General features: G+C 70.2%; 16 protein-coding genes. 13 read left to right on the top strand and 3 right to left on the bottom strand.

The features are described from left to right. Positions 1-160: 160 nt before the first annotated feature. Entirely contained in the window at positions 161-991 is an 831-nt protein-coding gene (locus RSA25_RS01040; RefSeq protein ID WP_332807065.1) for an ATP-binding cassette domain-containing protein, read from the bottom strand. A 149-nt stretch (positions 992-1,140) separates the two neighbouring features. On the opposite strand from RSA25_RS01040, the gene RSA25_RS01035 reads away from it, so the two are divergent. The 6 genes from RSA25_RS01035 (at position 1,141) to RSA25_RS01010 (ending at position 8,794) form a co-directional block, all read left to right on the top strand. Continuing rightward, a complete protein-coding gene (locus RSA25_RS01035; RefSeq protein WP_332807064.1) occupies positions 1,141-2,343 on the top strand; it encodes a fatty acid desaturase in 1,203 nt (400 codons plus the stop codon). Between the two features lie 72 nt (positions 2,344-2,415). Further along, positions 2,416-2,718 (top strand): EF-hand domain-containing protein, encoded by a 303-nt coding sequence (locus RSA25_RS01030; RefSeq protein ID WP_332807069.1) that lies wholly within the window; start codon positions 2,416-2,418, stop codon positions 2,716-2,718. 43 nt (positions 2,719-2,761) lie between these two features. After that, positions 2,762-3,574 carry a bifunctional DNA-formamidopyrimidine glycosylase/DNA-(apurinic or apyrimidinic site) lyase gene (mutM, locus tag RSA25_RS01025; protein ID WP_332807063.1) on the top strand — a complete coding sequence of 271 codons (813 nt, stop codon included), beginning with the start codon at positions 2,762-2,764 and terminating at the stop codon, positions 3,572-3,574. Positions 3,575-3,638: 64 nt separating this feature from the next. Beyond that, complete coding sequence (locus RSA25_RS01020) at positions 3,639-4,205, top strand: ECF-type sigma factor (protein ID WP_332807062.1); 567 nt, start codon at positions 3,639-3,641, stop codon at positions 4,203-4,205. Positions 4,206-4,267: 62 nt separating this feature from the next. Continuing rightward, positions 4,268-7,144: a protein kinase gene (locus RSA25_RS01015; protein ID WP_332807061.1), complete on the top strand. Its 2,877-nt coding sequence runs from the start codon at positions 4,268-4,270 to the stop codon at positions 7,142-7,144. A gap of 48 nt (positions 7,145-7,192) precedes the next feature. Further along, positions 7,193-8,794, top strand: a complete 1,602-nt coding sequence (locus RSA25_RS01010; protein ID WP_332807060.1) for a glucan biosynthesis protein D — start codon at positions 7,193-7,195, stop codon at positions 8,792-8,794. Between the two features lie 51 nt (positions 8,795-8,845). On the opposite strand, the gene RSA25_RS01005 is transcribed toward RSA25_RS01010, so the two are convergent. Then, on the bottom strand, positions 8,846-9,454 hold the full coding sequence (locus RSA25_RS01005) for a thymidine kinase (protein WP_332807059.1): 609 nt from the start codon (positions 9,452-9,454) through the stop codon (positions 8,846-8,848). Between the two features lie 130 nt (positions 9,455-9,584). Between RSA25_RS01005 and RSA25_RS01000 the strand changes: the two genes are divergently transcribed. Together RSA25_RS01000 and RSA25_RS00995 are read left to right on the top strand one after the other, a co-directional pair. Beyond that, positions 9,585-11,561 (top strand): UvrD-helicase domain-containing protein, encoded by a 1,977-nt coding sequence (locus RSA25_RS01000; protein WP_332807058.1) that lies wholly within the window; start codon positions 9,585-9,587, stop codon positions 11,559-11,561. 76 nt (positions 11,562-11,637) lie between these two features. After that, a complete protein-coding gene (locus tag RSA25_RS00995; RefSeq protein WP_332807057.1) occupies positions 11,638-12,171 on the top strand; it encodes a GNAT family N-acetyltransferase in 534 nt (177 codons plus the stop codon). Between the two features lie 72 nt (positions 12,172-12,243). On the opposite strand, the gene RSA25_RS00990 is transcribed toward RSA25_RS00995, so the two are convergent. Continuing rightward, positions 12,244-12,918, bottom strand: a complete 675-nt coding sequence (locus tag RSA25_RS00990; RefSeq protein WP_332807056.1) for a DUF480 domain-containing protein — start codon at positions 12,916-12,918, stop codon at positions 12,244-12,246. A 111-nt stretch (positions 12,919-13,029) separates the two neighbouring features. Between RSA25_RS00990 and RSA25_RS00985 the strand changes: the two genes are divergently transcribed. The 5 genes from RSA25_RS00985 (at position 13,030) to plsB (ending at position 19,538) form a co-directional block, all read left to right on the top strand. Continuing rightward, positions 13,030-13,932, top strand: coding sequence for a 5'-nucleotidase, lipoprotein e(P4) family (locus tag RSA25_RS00985; RefSeq protein ID WP_332807055.1), 903 nt, complete (start codon positions 13,030-13,032; stop codon positions 13,930-13,932). Continuing rightward, positions 13,929-14,654 (top strand): orotidine-5'-phosphate decarboxylase, encoded by a 726-nt coding sequence (gene pyrF / locus RSA25_RS00980; protein WP_332807054.1) that lies wholly within the window; start codon positions 13,929-13,931, stop codon positions 14,652-14,654. Before RSA25_RS00985 ends, pyrF begins: the two co-directional genes overlap by 4 nt. Before the next feature lie 161 nt (positions 14,655-14,815). Further along, a complete protein-coding gene (locus RSA25_RS00975) occupies positions 14,816-15,652 on the top strand; it encodes a serine protease (protein ID WP_332807053.1) in 837 nt (278 codons plus the stop codon). 206 nt (positions 15,653-15,858) lie between these two features. Beyond that, positions 15,859-16,836, top strand: a complete 978-nt coding sequence (locus tag RSA25_RS00970) for a hypothetical protein (protein ID WP_332807052.1) — start codon at positions 15,859-15,861, stop codon at positions 16,834-16,836. Beyond that, positions 16,836-19,538, top strand: a complete 2,703-nt coding sequence (gene plsB, locus RSA25_RS00965) for a glycerol-3-phosphate 1-O-acyltransferase PlsB (RefSeq protein WP_332807051.1) — start codon at positions 16,836-16,838, stop codon at positions 19,536-19,538. Before RSA25_RS00970 ends, plsB begins: the two co-directional genes overlap by 1 nt. The last annotated feature ends 42 nt before the right edge of the window (positions 19,539-19,580 follow it).

Genomic DNA, 19,580 nt, shown 5'->3' with positions numbered 1-19,580 from the left:
AGGGCCGGCCTCGCCATCCACCGGGGTAGAGCCACCCCATGGGTGGCTGCCTTCCATCGGGCCCTCGCACCCCGCCAGCCACGCATGGCGTGGCTCTACCCCCCAAGGGCCGGCCTCGCCATCCACCGGGGTAGAGCCACCCCATGGGTGGCTGCCTTTCTCAACCGGCGAACGCGCTCAGGCGGCCGTCGTGCTCGACCACCTGCACCGGCCCGCCAAACAGGTCCGACAGCGGGCCATCGCGCAGCAGCTCGGCACGGCTGCCGTCGGCCACGATCCGCCCCCCGCGTAGCATCACCACCCGCTCGATCTCGGGAATGATCTCCTCGATGTGGTGGGTCACCAGCACCAGGGTGATGCCCTCGGCGGCCAGCCGGCGCATGGTGGCGATCAGGTGCTGGCGGGCGATCAGGTCCAGCCCGGTGGAGGGCTCGTCCAGCAGCAGCGCCTGCGGGCGGTTCACCAGTGCCCGGGCGATCAGCACGCGCCGGGTCTCGCCGGCCGACAGCTCGGCATAGCCACGCTGCAGCAGCGGCAGGGCGCCGACCAGCCCCAGGGTGTCGCGCACCCGCTGGCGCATCTCGGCGGTCACCTCGCGGAAGGCCGGCACCACGAAGCTGGCGAAGAAGCCCGACAGCACCGCTTCCTCCACGGTCAGCCCGGGCATGTCGGCCAGGTTGCTGCTCAGGTCGCCGGTGACGATGCCCAGCTGCGAGCGCAGGCGGTCCACCTGCCAGCGGTTCTGCCCCAGCACCCGCACCGCCACGCTGCCGTCGGCCTGGGCAAGCGGGTACAGCTCGCGGGTGATCAGCTTGATGAAGGAGGACTTGCCGCAGCCGTTGGGCCCCAGCAGCGCGGTGTGCTGGCCCTGGGCGATGCGCAGGCTGAGGTCGTGCAGGACCCGCACCTGGCCGCGGATCACACACGCGCGGTCAAGCTCGATGAGGGGGGCAGGGGGGATCGGGGGGGCAGGCGAGGCGGCGACTGTCATGAATGCGGGGGCATGCTCACGAAGAGGGAAAACAACTGAATGACTGCGCAAAAATCGCACCGGACGGATGAAGTTTGCAACTGCAGGCCCCATCATGTCCCCCGCTGCACCTGTTTCCTTGCTGGCCCGAGACGGCCCGGAGTTCCGCGATGCTCGATACGCTCCTCAACTTCCTGACCGGCGGCGTCGTCGGCCTCGGCTGGTGGGGCATGGCGCTGGTGCTGCTGGTGTTCACCCAGCTCACCATCTTCGCCGTCACCCTGTACCTGCATCGCAGCCAGGCGCATCGCGGCGTGGATTTCCATCCCGTCATCGCGCATTTCTTCCGCTTCTGGACCTGGCTCACCACCTCCATGATCACCAAGGAGTGGGTGGCCATCCATCGCAAGCACCACGCCAAGGTGGAGACCGACGAAGACCCGCACAGCCCGGTCACCAAGGGCATCGGCAAGGTGTTCTGGCGCGGCGTGGAGCTGTATCGCGAGGCCCGTGGCATGCGCGCGGACATCGAGCAGTACGGCCGTGGTGCCCCGGACGACTGGATCGAACGCAAGCTCTATACCCCCCACGCCAACCTGGGCCCGGTCGCGCTGCTGGCGATCAACAGCGTGCTGTTCGGCCTGCCCGGCGTGGCCCTGTGGGCCATCCAGATGGCGTGGATCCCGTTCTGGGCCGCCGGCGTGGTCAACGGCCTGGGCCACTGGTGGGGTTACCGCAACTTCGAATCGGCCGATACCTCCACCAACCTCACCCCGTGGGCGTTCTGGATCGGTGGCGAAGAGCTGCACAACAACCACCACGCCTTCCCCAGCTCGGCCCGCTTCTCGATGCGCCGCTGGGAGTTCGACATCGGCTGGGCCGCCATCCGCGGCCTGCAGGCGCTGCGCCTGGCCAAGGTGCTGCGCGTGGCGCCCAGCATGGACGTGCGCCCCAATATCGCCGTGCCCGACGCCGAGACCCTCAAGGCCCTGCTGTCGCACCGCTTCCAGGCCATGACCGACTACCAGCGCAACGTGTTCGTGCCGGCCCTGCGCGAAGAGGCCGCGATGGCCGGGGCCAAGCTGCGCAAGCTGCTGCCCGGCCGCATGCGCCGGGGCCTGGTCAACGATGGTCGCTGGCTCAAGCCGGACTGCCGTGCCCAGCTCAGCACCTGGGTCGAGCAGCGCCCGCGCATCCGCGTGCTGGTGGAGCATCGCGCGCGCCTGGCCGCCCTGCTGGAAGCGCGCGGCAACGACGCCGCCGAGCGCCTCAAGCTGCTGCAGGCCTGGTGCCACGAGGCCGAGGCCAGCGGCATCGCCGCGCTGCAGGCCTATGCCGCGCGGCTCAAGGGCTACGCACTCACGGCGCACTGAGCCGTGCCCCGCACGCGTGTTGCCCTCTCCGGAAAACGCCGCCTCGCGCGGCGTTTTTCCTGCGCGCTGCTGCTGCTCGGCGCCAGCGCCGCGCAGGCCCAGGTCGCCGACACCGGCAGCTACCTGCAGCGCATGGACACCGACGGTGACGGACGGGTCAGCGTGGAGGAGTACGTGCAGTGGATGCTGTACGCCTTCGAGCGCATGGACCGCAACGGCGACGGCGTGCTCAGCGCCGACGAACTGCCCGGCGGCAAGGGCAGCCCGATCACCCGCGAGCAGCAGCGCCAGACCCTGGTCCAGCGCTTCCACAAGCAGGATGCCAACGGCGACGGCTACCTGAGCGCCAAGGAACTGGCCGCCCCGCCGCGCTGACCGCCGCCTGCACGGCCGGCCGGGCGCTCGCTAGAATCGCCCCATGCCCGAACTCCCCGAAGTCGAAACCACCCGTCGCGGCCTGGCCCCGCACCTGGAAGGCCGCCGCGTGCATGGCGTGATCCTGCGCCGGGCCGACCTGCGCTGGCCCATCCCCGACGAGATCGGCGCGCTGCTGCCGGGCCAGGCCATCCAGGGCGTGCGCCGCCGTGCCAAGTACCTGCTGCTGGATACCGCCATCGGCAGCGCCGTGCTGCACCTGGGCATGTCCGGCAGCCTGCGGGTGCTGCCCGGCGATACCCCCGTGCGCGCCCACGACCACGTGGACATCAGCCTGGACAACGGCCGCCTGCTGCGTTTCAACGACCCGCGCCGGTTCGGCAGCCTGCTCTGGCAGCCCGCCGGGGAAACCCACACCCTGCTGGCCGGGCTGGGCCCGGAGCCGCTGGAGGATGCCTTCGACGGCGACTACCTGTTCCAGCGCAGCCGTGGCCGCAGCGCCTCGGTGAAGACCTTCCTGATGGACCAGGGCATCGTGGTCGGGGTGGGCAACATCTATGCCGCCGAGAGCCTGTTCATGGCCGGGATCAATCCGCTGCGCGAGGCCGGCAAGATCTCGCGGGAGCGCTACCAGCGCCTGGCCACGGCGGTGAAGCAGATCCTGGGCCATGCCATCACCCGTGGCGGCACCACCCTGCGCGATTTCATCAATCCCGACGGGGCCCCCGGCTACTTCGAGCAGGAGCTGCTGGTTTACGGGCGCGAGGGCCAGCCCTGCCGCCAGTGCGGCCGACCGCTGCGCCACGCCACCATCGGCCAGCGCGCCAGCGTCTGGTGCGGCCACTGCCAGCGCTGAGCCGTCGCACGCAGGTTGCGCCGGCGGCGGTATAGTCCGGGCAACGTCACCGGCGGGGTGTGCGATGGACGAAGCACCGGATATCACCGTATGGCTGGATTCGGCCCGTGCGGGCGACCGCGCCGCGCTGGACCGCGTGCTTACCCTGCTCTACCAGGAGCTGCACAGCATGGCCCGGCGCCAGTTGGCCGGGCAGCAGGGGCGCACCCTGGATGCCACCTCGCTGGTCCACGAGTCCTACCTGAAGCTACTGGGCGCCCGCGGCGGCGCCCGCTTCGAAGACCGCGCGCACTTCTTCGCCTATGCGGCCTCGGCCATGCGCAGCGTGGTGGTGGACTACGCGCGCAACCGCCTGGCCCGCAAGCGCGGCGGCGACCTCAAGCGGGTGGCCGAGATTCCCGAAAACAGCAGCAGCGGCGTGCGTCTGGATGAAGACCTGCTGGCGCTGGACGTGGCGCTGGCGCGGCTGCAGGCGGTGGACCACCACCTGGCCAAGGTGGTGGAGCTGCGCTATTTCGCCGGCCTGTCCGAACAGGAGATCGCCGACCTGTGCCAGCGCTCGGAGCGCAGCATCCGCCGCGACTGGCAGAAGGCGCGCATGTTCCTGCTGGCCTCCGTGCGCGAGGATTGATCGACGGCAACACGGTCCTGCGTGGCGGCGTGGGCGGCGGTGCATCGTTTGGGGAGCATGCGATGGAAGCATTGCGCTGGCGGCAGGTGTCCTCGCTGCTGGACCAACTGCTGGAACTGGCCCCGGCGCAGCGCGACCTGCGCCTGGCGCAGCTGCGCGCGTGTGATCCGGCGCTGGCCGACGACCTGCAACGGCTGCTGGCGCACGAGCAGGAAAGCCGCGAGTTCATGGCCCAGCCGCTGTGGACCGCCGCGCCCGAGGACAGCCGCGCGGGCACGCGCGTGGGGCCGTATCGGCTGCTTCGCCTGCTGGGCGAAGGCGGCATGGGCGAGGTATGGCTGGCCGAGCGCGCCGACGGCCTGTACCAGCGCCAGGTCGCGCTCAAGCTGCTGCGCAGCGGCTATGCCGACTCCGGCCTGCGCCAGCGCTTCAGCCGCGAGCGCGAGATCCTGGCCCGGCTGCAGCACCCCAACCTGGCCCACCTGCTGGATGCCGGCGTGGACCTGCAGGGCCAGCCCTACCTGGCCCTGGCCTACGTGGAAGGCGAGGCCATCACCGACCACTGCCAGCGCCTGCAGCTGCCACTGGAGCGGCGCCTGCAGCTGATGCTGCAGGTGTGTGCGGTGGTCAGCCACGCCCACTCCAACCTCATCGTGCACCGCGACCTCAAGCCCTCCAACATCCTGGTCACCGCCGAGGGCGAGGTGAAGCTGCTGGATTTCGGCATCGCCAAGCTGCTCGATGACGACGGCGCACGCGACGCCGCGGCGCATCCGCCCACCGAGGCGCGCGCCTTCACCCTGCACTACGCCGCCCCCGAGCAGGTGCGCGGGGAGCCGGTCACCACGTTGACCGATGTGTATTCGCTGGGCGTGGTGCTGTTCGAGGTGATCACCGGGCGCAAGCCTTACCGCCTGCGCCGGCACAGCGACGCCGAATGGGAGCGCTCGATCCTGGAGGTCAATGCGCCGCGCGCGTCCACGATGCTGCTCCGGGGCGGCCCCGACGCCGCCCCCGGCCCTGCCGCGCGCCGGCTGGCCAGGCGCCTGCGCGGCGACCTGGACACCATCCTGCTCAAGGCCCTGCAGAAGGAGCCGGCCCAGCGCTACGCCTCGGTGGAAGCGCTGGCGCAGGACCTGCACCGTTTCCTCGAAGGCCGCCCGATCCACGCCCGCCCGCAGCGCACGCTGTATCGCCTGCAGAAATACATCGGCCGCCATCGCTGGGGCGTCGCGCTGGGCTCGCTGGCCGCGCTGGCGCTGGTGGGCCTGGCGCTGATGGCGCTGTGGCAGATGCACCAGGCGCGGCGTGAGATCGCCCGGGCCCAGGCCATGCAGGAGTTCACCGTGGGCCTGTTCGACCGGGCCGCCGGGGTGCGCCATGGCAGCTTCGACGTGCGTCAGCTGCTGGCCACCGGGCAGCAGCGCGGCGAAGCCGAGCTGGCCGACCAGCCGCTGTCGCTGGCCGACCTGGAAGGGGTGATCGGGCGTCTGCGGATCGGCATGGGCGACTACCAGCTGGCCCTGCAGACCCTGGATCGCCAGCGCGCGCTGCTGCAGCAGGTGGATGAAGTGCCCGCCCCGCTGCAGCTGGAAGCGGTCACCCAGCGCGGGCGCGCGCTGCGCATGCTCGGCCGCTCGCGCGAGTGCGTCACCCACATGACCCCGATGCAGGCGCTGGCCGGCGCCGAGCGCGGCACGTTGCCCAGCCTGGTGGCCGAGTACCACGCGCAGCTGGGGCGCTGCCAGCAGCTGCTGGGCTACCGCGACGACGCGCGCACCAACTTCGAGCGCGCGCTGGCGCTGCGCCGGGAGGTGCTGGGCGACACCGCCGGCACGGCCGAAAGCCTGGCCGACCTGGCCGCGCTGGACAGCGATGATGGCCGCCCGCAGGCCGCGCTGGCCGGGTATCGGCAGGCGCTGCGGCTGCTGCAGACCCAGGCCAGCGAGCGTCATCCGCAGTTGATCGCGCTGCGCCGGCACCTGGGCGAGACCCTGGCCGCGCAGGGCGACCTGGAGGCCGCCGAACAGAACCTGCATATCGCCTGGTCCGATGCGGTCAGCCTGTACGGCCCGGACCACCCGGAGACCCTGTCGATCCGGCGCCTGCGCGCGGTACTGGCCATGCAGCGCGGCGAGCTGCAGGAGGCCGCCGGCATGCTGCAACAGGTGCATCGCCTGACCCGCCAGGCACTGGGCGAGCAGCACCGCGACACCGGCCTGAGCTGGCACGCGATGGGGCTGCTGGCCCTGGAGCGGGGCGACAGCGCCGAGGCGGTGGCCGATCTGGCGCGCGCGGTGGCGATCTGGCGGCAACCCGATTGCATCGGCCTGCTGCAGCAGGGGCTCTACGACTACGGCAATGCGCTGGCCCAGGCCGGGCAATGGCAGGCCGCGTTGCTGGCGCTGCATGAAGGGCGCCAGTGGCAGGCTGCCCAGCGCGGCGACCAGGACGTGGCGGTGCAGCGCGCCGACCGCCTGATGGCCGAGATCACCAGCGCCTACGGCGACCCGCACCAGGCCGGCGAACAGCTCGCGTTGCTGATGCGGCGCAGCGCCCAGGGGGGCCCGGAGGCGGCGGCGCAGCAGCCGGTGCTGCAACTGGCGTGGGCCCGCAACCTGGTGCGGATGGGCCAGGACGTGGAGGCGCAGCGCGCGTTGCAGCCGCTCACCCAGGGCCAGGCCGGCGACCCGGACAGCGTGCGGCTGCGCTGGCAGGCACGCACCGCGCTGGCCGCGCTGACCTGCGCCCGGTCACCGCCGCGTGGCCGCGAGGCGCTGCTGGCGTTGCAGGCCGAGGTGCAGGCGCAGCGACCACAAGGCGGTCCGGTCAGCCGGGGCATCGACCACGCGCTGCTGGCCTGCACCCGCGCGCGCCCGGCGGTGCTGGGCGCGCGCGTGCTGGCTGAACGCGCGTCCGCGGCCACCTCGGCGAATTAACGTTTGCCTGCCTATGATGGCCGGCCCTTTCCTGCCAACGCTGCCTGCATGCAACGTCGCGACTTCATCCGCAATGCTTCCCTGGCCTTGGCCGCCATCGGCTTTCCCGCGTTGCCGGCCTGCGCCGCGCAGGGCAGCCAGGTCGGGCTGCGCCGGCTCGGCCAGCCGCAGCCGTTCGATTTCGCCACCCTCAAGGGCCAGGCGCGCGCGATGTCGCAGGCCGCCTACCAGAGCCACAAGCGCACCCTGCCCGGGCCGCTGGAGGCGCTGGACTGGGACCAGTACCAGTCGATCAGCTACCGCCAGGACCATGCGCTCTGGGCCGACCAGCCCGGCCGGTACCAGGCCAAGTTCTTCCATCTCGGCCTGTATTTCCATTCGCCGGTGCGCATGTACGACGTGGTCGAGGGCAAGGCGCAGGAACTGGCCTACGACCCGGCCGCGTTCGACTACGGCAAGAGCGGCCTGAAGGGCAGCCACCTGCCGGCCGACCTCGGCTTTGCCGGCTTCCGCCTCAACACCCGCAAGGACACCGACCGCGATTTCGCCGCGTTCCTGGGCGCCAGCTATTTCCGCGCGGTGGGCAAGGAGGGCCAGTACGGCCAGTCCGCGCGTGGCCTGGCCATCGACACCGGGATGGGCAAGCCGGAGGAATTCCCGGACTTCATCGCCTATTACCTGGAACAGCCGGCCGCCGATTCCAACACGCTGGTGGTCTACGCCCTGCTCGACTCGCCCAGCGTGGCCGGCGCCTACCGCTTTGCGATCACCAACGGCGACACCCTGCTGATGGACATCGACTGCGCGCTGTACCCGCGCAAGGCGATCGAGCGGCTCGGCATCGCCCCGTGCACCAGCATGTACCAGGTGGGCGAGAACGACCGCCGCATGGACTGGGACTGGCGCCCGGAGATCCACGACACCGACGGCCTGTCGATGTGGACCGGCAGCGGCGAGTGGATCTGGCGCCCGCTGTGCAACCCGCACAACCTGCGCTTCAACATGTTCGTGGACAACAACCCGCGCGGCTTCGGCCTGCTCCAGCGCGACCGCAACTTCGACCACTACCAGGACGACGGCGTCTTCTACGAGAAGCGCCCGTGCCTGTGGGTGGAGCCCAAGGGGCAGTGGGGCAAGGGCTCGGTGCAGCTGGTCGAGATCCCCACGGTGGATGAAACCTTCGACAACATCGTGGCCTTCTGGAACCCCGAGGCCAAGCCGCAACCGGGCCAGGAACTGCTGCTCGGCTACCGCCTGTACTGGGGCGCCGAACCGCCCGCCCGGCCACCGCTGGCGCACTGCGTGGCCAGCCGCACCGGCCTGGGCGGGGTGATCGGCAAGAAGCGGTCGTACTTCTCCTGGCGCTTCGCGGTCGATTTCGAGGGCGGCGAGCTGGCCGCGCTGATCGACAAGGGCGAGGTGGAAGCCGTGGTGCAGGCCAGTGCCGGCCGCGTGGAGATCGTCTCGGCGCGCCCGCTGCGCGAGATCAAGGGCTACCGCGCCATGTTCGACCTGGTGCCGCCGGAAGGCGCCACCGCCCAGATCGACATCCGCCTGTACCTGCGCAGCGGCGGCAGGACGCTGACCGAAACCTGGCTGTACCAGTACAGCCCGCCGCCGGCCGGTGCGCCGGAGCGCACGCTGTACTGAGGCGCCAGCGGCTGACCACGCCCCTTCATGGAAGGGGGCGTGGAGGCGGCATTACATCCCCACCGGGTCGATCTTTCCCTCGCCGCGGGTGATCTTCTTGAACTCGGCGCGGCTGACCGACACGTAGCGCTCGTTGCCGCCGATCTCCACCTGCGGGCCGTCCTGCACCGCATGGCCGTGGTCGTCCACGCGCACGGTCATGGTGGCCTTCTTGCCGCTGTGGCAGATGGTCTTGATCTCCTGCATCTCGTCGGCCCAGGCCAGCAGGTACTGGCTGCCTTCGAACAGCTCGCCACGGAAGTCGGTGCGCAGGCCGTAGCAGAGCACCGGGATGCGCAGCTGGTCCACCACCTCGCTCAGTTGCCAGACCTGGCTGCGGCTCAGGAACTGCGCTTCATCCACCAGCACGCAGCCGAGTTTGCCGTGGGCCTGCAGGTCCGCGGCGATCAGCTGCTGCAGGTCGGTGTCGCGGTCGAAGGCCACGCCGTCGGCCTTCAGGCCGATCCGCGAGGCGACCACCCCGCGCCCTGCCCGGTCGTCCAGGCGGGGGGTGAGGATGGCCACGCGCATGCCGCGCTCGCGGTAGTTGTGCGCCGACTGCAGCAGGGTGGTGGTCTTGCCGGCGTTCATCGCCGAATAATAGAAATAGAGCTTGGCCATCGGCCAATTCTAGACGCCCGGCCGCCTTTCGTGGCCGCCGGCCGGCCACTGTGGACGCTTTCGTCCGCCCGCCACCAGGGCCCCGCCCCGGCCGGGCGGCCCGCTACAATGGCCCTCCCCCGGAGATGGCATGCACGGTCTCAATCCCCCCCAACGCGCGGCAGTGCTGCACTGCGAAGGTCCTCTGCTGGTGCTCGCGGGCGCCGGCAGCGGCAAGACGCGCGTGATCGTGGAGAAGATCGCCCAGCTGATCGCCACCAGGCGCTACCCGGCGCGGCGGATCGCGGCGATCACCTTCACCAACAAGTCGGCCAAGGAAATGCGCGAACGCGTGGCCAAGCGGCTGCACGGCGGGGATGCCGAGGACGTCACCATCTGCACCTTCCATGCGCTGGGGCTGAAATTCCTGCAGATCGAGCACGCCGCGGTGGGGCTCAAGCGCGGCTTCTCGATCTTCGACGCGGACGATGCCACCTCCCAGGTCAAGGACCTGATGTACGGGGCCAAGCCGGACGACATCGAGGACGTGAAGAACCTGATCTCGCGCGCGAAGAACGCCGGCCTCTCGCCCGAGCAGGCCATGGCCGCGGCGCGCAGCAACCGCGAGAAGGAGGCGGCCAGCGTCTACGAGCGCTACCAGCTGCGCCTGACCGCCTTCAACGCGGTGGATTTCGACGACCTGATCCGGCTGCCGGTGCAGGTGCTGGAAGAAAACCCGGAGATCGCCCTGGCCTGGCGCGAGCGCATCGGCTACCTGCTGGTGGACGAATGCCAGGACACCAACGATGCCCAGTACCGGCTGCTCAAGCAGCTGGCGGGCAGCAAGGGCAACTTCACCTGCGTGGGCGATGACGACCAGTCCATCTACGCCTGGCGCGGTGCCAACCCGGAAAACCTGCAGCAGATGGCGCGCGACTACCCCGCGCTGGAAATCATCAAGCTGGAGCAGAACTACCGCTGCTCCAACCGCGTGCTGCGCGCGGCCAATGCGTTGATCGCCAACAACCCGCACGAGCACCTCAAGAAGCTCTGGAGCGACCAGGCCGACGGCGAGCGCATCCGCGTGTGGGAGTGCCGCAACAGCGAGCACGAAGCGGAAAAGGTCGCCGCCGAGATCGCGTTCCTGGCCACCTCCAAGAATATCCCGTGGAGCGATTTCTGCATCCTGTTCCGCGGCAACTTCCAGTCGCGGCCGCTGGAAAAGGCGCTGCAGCTGGTGCGCGCGCCGTACCACATCACCGGCGGCACCGCCTTCCTGGAGCGTCAGGAGGTCAAGGACACGCTGTCCTGGCTGCGCCTGCTGGTGAACCCCGATGACGATACGGCCTTCATGCGCGCGGTGCAGTCGCCCAAGCGCGAAGTGGGCGCCGGCACGCTGGCCAAGCTGGCCGAGCTGGCCTCGGAGAAGGACCTGCCGATGGCCCACGCCGCCGAGGCGATCGGCGCGCTGGCCCAGCTGCCGCCGCGCGCGGCCAACGGCCTGAGCCGCTTCACCGACATCCTGCGCGACCTGCGCGCGGAGATGCCCAAGCTCAGTTCCGGCGACCTGGTGCGCAAGCTGGTGAAGGAGTCCGGGCTGGTGTCCGAACTGCGCAGCGCCTGCAAGGAAGAATCGGTCTACCAGCGCCGGCTGGGCAACCTGGAAGAGCTGGCGCAATGGTTCGAGGGCGGCCCGCGCGGCGCTTCCACCGCCGACCTGGCCGCGCAGCTGGCCCTGCTCTCGCGCAACGACAAGGACGACGGCGGCAACCAGGTGCGCATGATGACGATGCACGCCTCCAAGGGCCTGGAATTCCCGTACGTGTTCATCATCGGCTGCGAGGACGGCGTGCTGCCGCACCAGGTCAGCCTGGACGAAGGCAACCTGCAGGAAGAGCGCCGCCTGCTGTACGTGGGCATCACCCGCGCCAAGATCCAGTTGTGGATGAGCTACAGCAAGCTCACCCGAAAGTTCGGCGAACACATCCGGCTCAAGCCCAGTCGTTTCTTTGACGAGATCCCGGCCGAGGAAATGCAGCGCGACGGTGCCGACCCGGTGGCCGATGCGGCGCGCAAGAAAGAGCGCGCCAGCGCCGGCCTGGCCGCGATCCAGGCCCTGTTCGACTGACCCACCGCCCGGTCGGCCCTACCGTGTTCGGGGCCTGCATTGCACAATCGGCGCATCGCCTCCCACCGGTACCCGCATGTCCGCCGTGATCCAGACCGAACGCCTGCACCTGCGCCTGATCGATCCCGACCACGACGCGGCGGACATGCTCGCCCTGCTCAACGAGCCCGGCTTCATCCGCAACATCGCCGACCGCGGCGTGCGCACCCTGGCGCAGGCGCGCGACTACACCGCCGAGCGCGTGCTGGGCAGCTACACGCTCAACGGGTTCGGCATGTACGCGATCATCCGCCGCAGCGACGGCGCATGGCTGGGCAATGCCGGGCTGGTGCGCCGCGACGGCCTGCCGGCGCCGGACATCGGCTATGCGTTGCTGGCCGAGTACGAAGGCAACGGGTATGCACTCGAAGCCGCGCGCGGGGTGATGCACTACGCGCGCGACATGCTGGGCCACACCCACCTGTACGGCATCGTGGCGCCGGACAACCTGCGTTCGGCCGCACTGCTGCGCAAGCTGGGCATGGAAGACCGGGGCGACCTGCTGCTGCCCCCACCGCACGGCGGGGACGTGGTGCTGCTGTTTGCCACGCCGGGCGCCCCGGCGCCCTGACGCTGGGCGACCGGGCGTGGCGCGCGACCCACGCACACGCCGCCGGTAGCGGCGACCGCTGGTCGGCTGCCCTCAGCCCCCCAACTGCGCGCGCAACTCGGCCAGCTGTTCCTGCAACTCGGCCACCGTCGCCTCCAGCTGCTGCACGCGCGCTTCCAGGGCCGGGTTGCCGGCGGTGCCGCCAGCGCCGGCGCTGGACGGTGCCGACCGGTACTGCTCCGCCAGCGCCTGCACGTCCACCGGGCCACCCAGCAGGTGCATGTAGCGGTCCTCGCGCTGGCCGCTGGCGCGTGGCACCTGCACGGCCAGGCCACGCTGGATCATGCGCTCCAGGTGATGCCGCACTTCCTCGGCGTCCTGGAAGGCAAACAGGCGCTCGGCGCGGGTCAGCAGCTCGTTCACCGTCTGCGGGCCGCGCAGCAGCAACAGGCCCACGATCGCCAGCTGCTGGCGGGTCAGGTCCAGCGCGCTGCCGGCGCGGTGTTCGTAGCGCTCGGCACGCGAGGAGAACTGCTGCCGGGCCAGACCCAGCGACTCCAGGTGGCGCAGGGCGTGGTGCACGTCGCCGGCCGACAGCGCCATCACCGGCTCGCGGGCGGTCTTCTGGTTGGCCGCCACCTGGGCGGCATTGACCGTCAGCGGGTAGGCGTCCGGGGTGGTGGCCTCCTTCTCGATCAGGCAGCCCAGGGCACGGGCCTGGGCCGCGTTCAGCACGGGCAGGGCGGGGGACGGGGTGTCGTCGGTCATGGCGCGCTCCGGGGTGTTTCAGGGCCGTGCAGCATAGCCGAGGCCTGTCCCGCACATGATTGCCGCCGGACAAGCCGCTAAACTGGCGCGACTTTGTTGCCGGTGATTCCGATGCGTCGTACTGCTGCTGTCTCCCTGTCCGTGCTTGCCTGCGCCGTGATGGCGCTCAGTGCCTGCAAGCGCACCGATACCCCGGCCGATGCCGCCGCCGCCCCCGCCGCGGCAGCCGATGCCGCCGTGGCCGCCAACGACAACCTCAACGCGGTGCTGTGGATGCAGCGCGCGCAGGAATACAAGGCGATCACCGAGCAGACCTACCGCGCCGCCGCCGACCACCTGGACAAGGCGCTGAAGGAACCCAACTGGGATGCGCTGGTGCCCGAAGAGCGCGCCAATGCGGCCAAGGGCCTGAAGCCGGCCGTGGTGCTGGACGTGGACGAGACCGTGCTGGACAACTCGCCCTACCAGGCGCGCCTGGTGCGCGATGGCAAGGAATACGACGAGATGACCTGGGACCAGTGGGTGGCCGAGAAGAAGGCCAAGGCGATCCCCGGCGTGGTCGATTTCGCCAAGGCCGCCAACGCCCGCGGCGTGACCCTGCTGTACATCTCCAACCGCGCCGTGCACCTCAAGGAGGCCACCCTGGCCAACCTGCGCGCCGAAGGCCTGCCGGTCGCCGATGACAGCGTGTTCCTCGGCCTGGGCACGGTGGTGAAGGACTGCGAGCAGGCCGGCAGCGAGAAGAACTGCCGCCGCCGCCTGGCCGGCCAGCAGTACCGCGTGCTGATGCAGTTCGGTGACCAGCTGGGCGATTTCGCCGAAGTCACTGCCAACACCAATGAAGGCCGCGACGCGCTGTTGCAGCAGTACCACGACTGGTTCGGCGAGCGCTGGTGGATGCTGCCCAACCCCACCTACGGCGGCTTCGAGCCGGCCCAGTTCAACAACGACTACAGCCAGTCGCGCCAGGCCCGCCACGATGCCAAGCGCGCCGCGCTGGATTACGCACCGTGAGCCGTGCCCCGCTGCCGCTGCGCGATGACGAGCGCCTGATCTTCGCGCTCGACGTGCCCGACAGCGCCCAGGCGCTGGCGTGGGTGGACCGGCTGGGCGACAGCGTGTCCTTCTACAAGATCGGCATGGAACTGCTCGCCTCCGGCGAGTACTTCCAGGTGCTGGAGACGCTGGCCGCGCGCGACAAGCGGGTGTTCGTCGACCTGAAGTTCTTCGACATCCCGGCCACCGCCGCCGCCGTGATCAAGCGCCTGTCGCAGTGGCCGGTCAGCTACGCCACCATCCACGGCTGGCACCCGGCCATGATGGCGGCGTGCGCGGCGGCCAACGGCAGCGACATGCGCCTGCTGGCGGTCACCGTGCTCACCTCGATGGGCCATGAGGACCTGCGCGGGATGGGCATCGACCGTGAACCGGTGGACGTGGTGGTCGAACGCGCGCTGGCCGCCCAGGCCGCCGGCATCGACGGGGTGATCGCCTCCGGCCAGGAGGCCGCGCCCATCCGCGCGGCCGCCGGTGCCGGGTTCTCGATCGTCTGCCCGGGCATCCGCCCCGGTGGCCCGGTCGGCGATGACCAGAAGCGCACCGTCGGCGTGGCCCAGGCCTTTGCCGATGGCGCCGATGCGATCGTGGTGGGGCGGCCGATCCGCCTGGCCGCCGACCCGCACGCCGCCGCGCAGGCCATCCAGCAGGAAATCGCCGCGGCCTGGCGCGCGCGCTGAACCCGGCGCGGTCGTCTTCCGGATTGCCGCGCCACGGCCTCGGGAAACCCCGCAGGGCCGGGGAAGTGGGCAACGGCGAGCAGTTCGCCGCGCCCCATTGCGATGGAATCGATCCACCGACGCGTTGCCGTCGGTGGATCCCATCACATTGGAGGTGTTGCATGTTCAAACATTCGTGGTTGCCGCTGGCCGGCTGTCTGCTGGCCGTGTCCCTGTCGTTGCCCGGTGCCCAGGCCAGCCAATTGGGCGAGCTCACGCCCAGCATCGTCGGGGGCGTGGATGCGCTGGACGGCGCGTATCCGTTCATCGTCAGCCTGCAGAAGCTGGACCGTGGCGATTCCCAGCGGTCCCGGCACGACTGCGGCGGCAGCCTGCTCTCACCGTCCTGGGTGCTCACCGCCGCGCACTGCGTGGAGGGCGTGCAGGCGCACACCCGCTCGATCGTGTCAGGCACCGCCACGCTGAGCACCGCGGCCAGCCCGGCGCGCTCGAACATCAAGGCCATCCACGTCCATCCGGCCTACAACGGCACCACGTACGCCAACGATGTGGCCCTGATCCAGCTCAGCGAACCGGTGACCGGGGTGGAACCTGTGGCCCTGCTCGAGGGCAGTGACGCCGGCTGGATGCGGGTGGGCCGGCGCTTCACCGTGATCGGCTGGGGCGATACCGAGCTGGAAGGCGAGGCGGGCGATCCCACCCGCCTGCAGACCGTGCAGACACCGTTCGTGCCGGTCACCCAATGCCAGGCCGCCTACCGCGAAATCGGCCTGACGGTGGAGGCCGGGCGCATGCTGTGTGCCGGTGAGGAAGGCAAGGACAGCTGCCAGGGCGATTCCGGCGGGCCACTGGTGGTCAAGCGCAACGGCCGCTGGACCCAGCTGGGCGTGGTCAGCTGGGGCCAGGGCTGCGCCGAGGCGGCGTACCCGGGGGTCTATGCCCGCCTGGCCGATGGCTACATCGGCGACTTCATCCGCACCACCTGGACCCGGGACTGACCGGCAGGCGCCCGCGGCCGGTCCGGCGCGGGCGTGTCATCCAGGCCGCCCGGGCCCGTTGCAGCGCCGGCACGCGCGCCGGCCTGCAGCAAAAGTGTCATCGGATTCAGCAGGTTGGGTCGTAGGGTGGGCGGCTGTCAGGCACATGGCTTGCCGCACTACGGCATAGGCCGCAAGATGCGGACCGGCCCGGGGAGTCCGAATTCATGTCCATGTCGTTGAAGTCGTGGCAGTTCCGAGGGCAGCTGCTTGCGCTGGCCATCTGTGGCGCGGCGCTGTTGGGGGGATGCAAGGGCGACCGGATCGCGCCCGATGCGCCGGCCGCCGAGCCGGTGGCCGCGCTGCAGCACCTGGCCGGCCGCCTGGCCGCCAACGACCTGCTCGGCTACGCCCAGGCGTCGGTGCCGCCGGCCCAGTACGCGCGGCTGCAAACGGCCTGGGCGCAGGGCCACAGCCGCTGGCCGCTGACCGAACTGCCGCTGGACGGCCAGTTGCTGCCGATGCTGGCGGCCCTCTCCCAGCCGGACGCGCCCAGACAGCTGCAGCGCTCCTTCGACGCGCAGATCGCCGGCCAGGCCAGCGGCGTGCGCCAGGCCGCGCAGTCGATGGGGCAGTTCGGCGTGCAGTACCTGCACAACCAGACCGATTACACCGATGCCCAGCGCGCGCATTACAGCCAGGTGGTCGCGGCGTTGAGCAAGTGGGCCGCCGCTGCGCCCCTGACCGACAAGCAGCGCGCCAGGACCACCATCACCCTGCTCACTGCCACCGCGCGTACCACCGGGCTGTCCACCGATGCGCAGCTGCAGGCCGCCGGCATGGAGGGGGCCCTGCGCCGGCTCGGCCCGTTCTTCAAGGCGTTCAAGACCGCGCTGGCCAGCTATGGGCTGGGCCTGGATGCGGCGCTGACCGGGCTGCGCGGGGAGGTGGTCTCCGAACTCGGCCACGATGTGGTGGTGCGCATGCAGTACCCGCTGGCCGGCCAGGAGATCGAGGCCCAGGTGCGCATGACCCGCCGCGAGGGCCACTGGTATGTGACCCGAACCCTGGAAGAAGCCGACACGTTGCTGCAGCTTGCCGACGCCGCGCAGGCCGAACAAGCTGAACACGACGCCCGCCAGCGCGCCGAAGCAGAGGCCGCCGAACAGGTCAAGGAAGGTGCTTCCGCACCGGCTAAGCCATAATGAAGCCGATGCCGAACCAGAATCCCCTGCCTTTCCCCGGCGAAGAGCCGCCCAAGACGCCGGACGCCCCGTCCGCGTCGCCCGACAGCGCGGCTGCCCGTGGCGCCCCGGCCGACCCCGGCCAGGCGGCGACGCCTGCGCCGGATGCCGCCGATCCGGCCAGCCTGGCCCCGGCCGCGATCCTGCCCGGCCCGCGCCCGCCGGCCGGCCGCCGCCCGTGGTGGGCGCGCCTGCTCGGCCGCCTGGTCGAGCCGTGGCTGTCGCTGAAGATCGAACCCGAACACCCCAGCCAGTACAACGATGGCCGCCCGGTGGTCTACGTGTTGGAGGACTACGGCCTGTCCAACGCGCTGATCCTGGACAAGGCCTGCCGCGAGGCGGGCCTGCCCTCGCCGCTGGTGCCCATCGCCGGTGACCCGACCGGGCGCAAGCGTGCCTACGTGGCGCTGTCGCGGCGGAGCAGCAGCAACTCGCTGATCCCCGAGCAGCGCGGCGCCAAGACCCACTCCGATTCGCTGGCCAAGGTGCTGCAGGCCCATCGCGCGCGCGACGAGCTGGACGTGCACCTGGTGCCGGTGTCGATCTTCGTCGGCCGCGCCCCGGACAAGCAGAGCGGCTGGTTCGCGGTGCTGTTCTCGGAAAACTGGGCGCTGGTGGGCCGTTTCCGCCGCCTGCTGGCGGTGCTGCTCAACGGCCGCAGCACCATCGTGCGCTTCGCCCCGCCGATCTCGCTGCGGAGCACGATCAACGAGGGGCTGGACCCCGAGCGCACCGTGCGCAAGCTGCAGCGCGTGCTGCGCACCCATTTCCGCCGCATCCGCGAATCGGTGATCGGGCCGGACCTGTCCACCCGCCGCCTGCTGGTGGACAAGGTGCTGGATGCGGACACCGTGCGCGAGGCGATCGCCTCGCAGGCCAAACGCGACAACTCCAAGCCGGCCGATGCCTGGAAGAAGGCCCACGCCTACGCCTGGGAAATCGCCGCGGACTATTCCAGCCCGGTGGTGCGCTCGGCCAGCTTCATGCTCAGCCATGTCTGGAACCGCATCTACGCCGGCGTGCTGGTGCATCACCTGGACAAGTTCAAGGCCGCCGCGCCCGGGCATGAAGTGGTCTACGTGCCCAGCCACCGCAGCCACATGGACTACCTGCTGCTGAGCTACCTGCTGTACGACCGCGGCATCGTGCCGCCGCACATCGTGGCCGGCATCAACCTCAACCTGCCGGTGGTGGGCACGCTGCTGCGCAAGGGCGGTGCGTTCTTCATCCGCCGCTCGATCCGCGGCAACGCGCTGTATTCGGCGGTGCTCAGCGAATACGTGGCCCAGCTGGTGGCCGGCGGTTACTCCATCGAGTACTTCGTCGAAGGCGGTCGCTCGCGGACCGGGCGCCTGCTGCAGCCCAAGGGCGGCATGATCTCGATGACGCTGCGCGCCTTCCTGCGCCAGCCGCGCAAGCCGGTGTTGTTCCAGCCCATCTACGTGGGTTATGAAAAGCTGATGGAGGGCGGCAGCTACCTGGACGAACTGTCCGGCCGGCCCAAGGAGAAGGAATCGATCTGGCAGCTGCTGTGGTCCATTCCCAAGGTGCTCAAGCAGAACTACGGCCAGGTGGTGGTGAACTTCGGCGAGCCGATCGCGCTCAACGACGTGCTGGCCCGCCAGGCGCCGGAGTGGGACGGCCAGCCGGTCGGCGAAGACGAGAAGCCGGCCTGGCTGTCGGGCACGGTGGATCACCTGGCCGAACGCATCCAGGTGCATATCAACGGTGCCGCCGACGTCAATCCGATCAACCTGCTGGCGCTGGCGTTGCTGTCCACGCCCAAGCACGCCATGGGCGAGGCCGACCTGATCGCGCAGATCGAGCTGTGCAAGACGCTGCTGGTGGAAATGCCGTACTCGGACCGGGTCACGGTCACCCCGCATTCGCCCGAGCGCATCATCGCCCACGCCGAGGAAATCAACGTCCTCACCCGCATCAAGCACCCGCTGGGCGACGTGCTCAGCGTCAGCGGCGATACCGCGGTGCTGCTCAGCTACTTCCGCAACAACGTCATCCACCTGTTCACCGCCTCCTCGTGGGTGGCCTGCTGCTTCCAGAACAACCGCCGCATGAGTCGCACCGGGCTGGTCCAGCTCGGCCGCACCGTGTACCCGTTCCTGCAGGCCGAGCTGTTCCTGCCGTGGACCGGCGAGGAGTTCGCCCAGCGCATCGAGCAGACCATCAACGTGTTCGTGCGCGAGGGCCTGCTGCAGAACGTCAATGACGACGACGGCGGCATCCTGGCGCGCAACACCGGGCAGACCGACGAGGTGTTCCGCCTGCGTGCGATCGGGCACTCGTTGCAGCAGGCATTCGAGCGCTATTACATCGCCATCTCGGTGCTGGTGAAGAACGGCCCGGGCACGCTCGGTGCCGCCGAACTGGAAAGCCTGTGCCAGCAGGCCGCGCAGCGCCTGAGCCTGCTGTACGCCCCGGCCGCGCCGGAGTTCTTCGACCGCACCCTGTTCCGGGGCTTCATCCAGAAACTGCGCGAGCTGCGCCTGGTGTGGCCGGACGAAAACAGCAAGCTGCTGTTCGACGACCGCCTGGATGCCTGGGCCAAGGATGCCAAGTTCATCCTCGGCCGCGAGCTGCGCCACACCATCGAACGGGTCAGCCCGGAAGCGGCCAAGCCCGAAGAGCCGGTCAGCACGGATTGACCGGCGTGGGGGCAGGTACCGACCGTGGGTCGGTACAGGCCG

It is taken from the genome of Stenotrophomonas sp. (genome assembly GCF_036662295.1).
Taxonomy (GTDB): domain Bacteria; phylum Pseudomonadota; class Gammaproteobacteria; order Xanthomonadales; family Xanthomonadaceae; genus Stenotrophomonas.
Note: the sequence above shows the minus strand (reverse complement) of the source record. Positions and strands in the feature narration are given on the sequence as shown.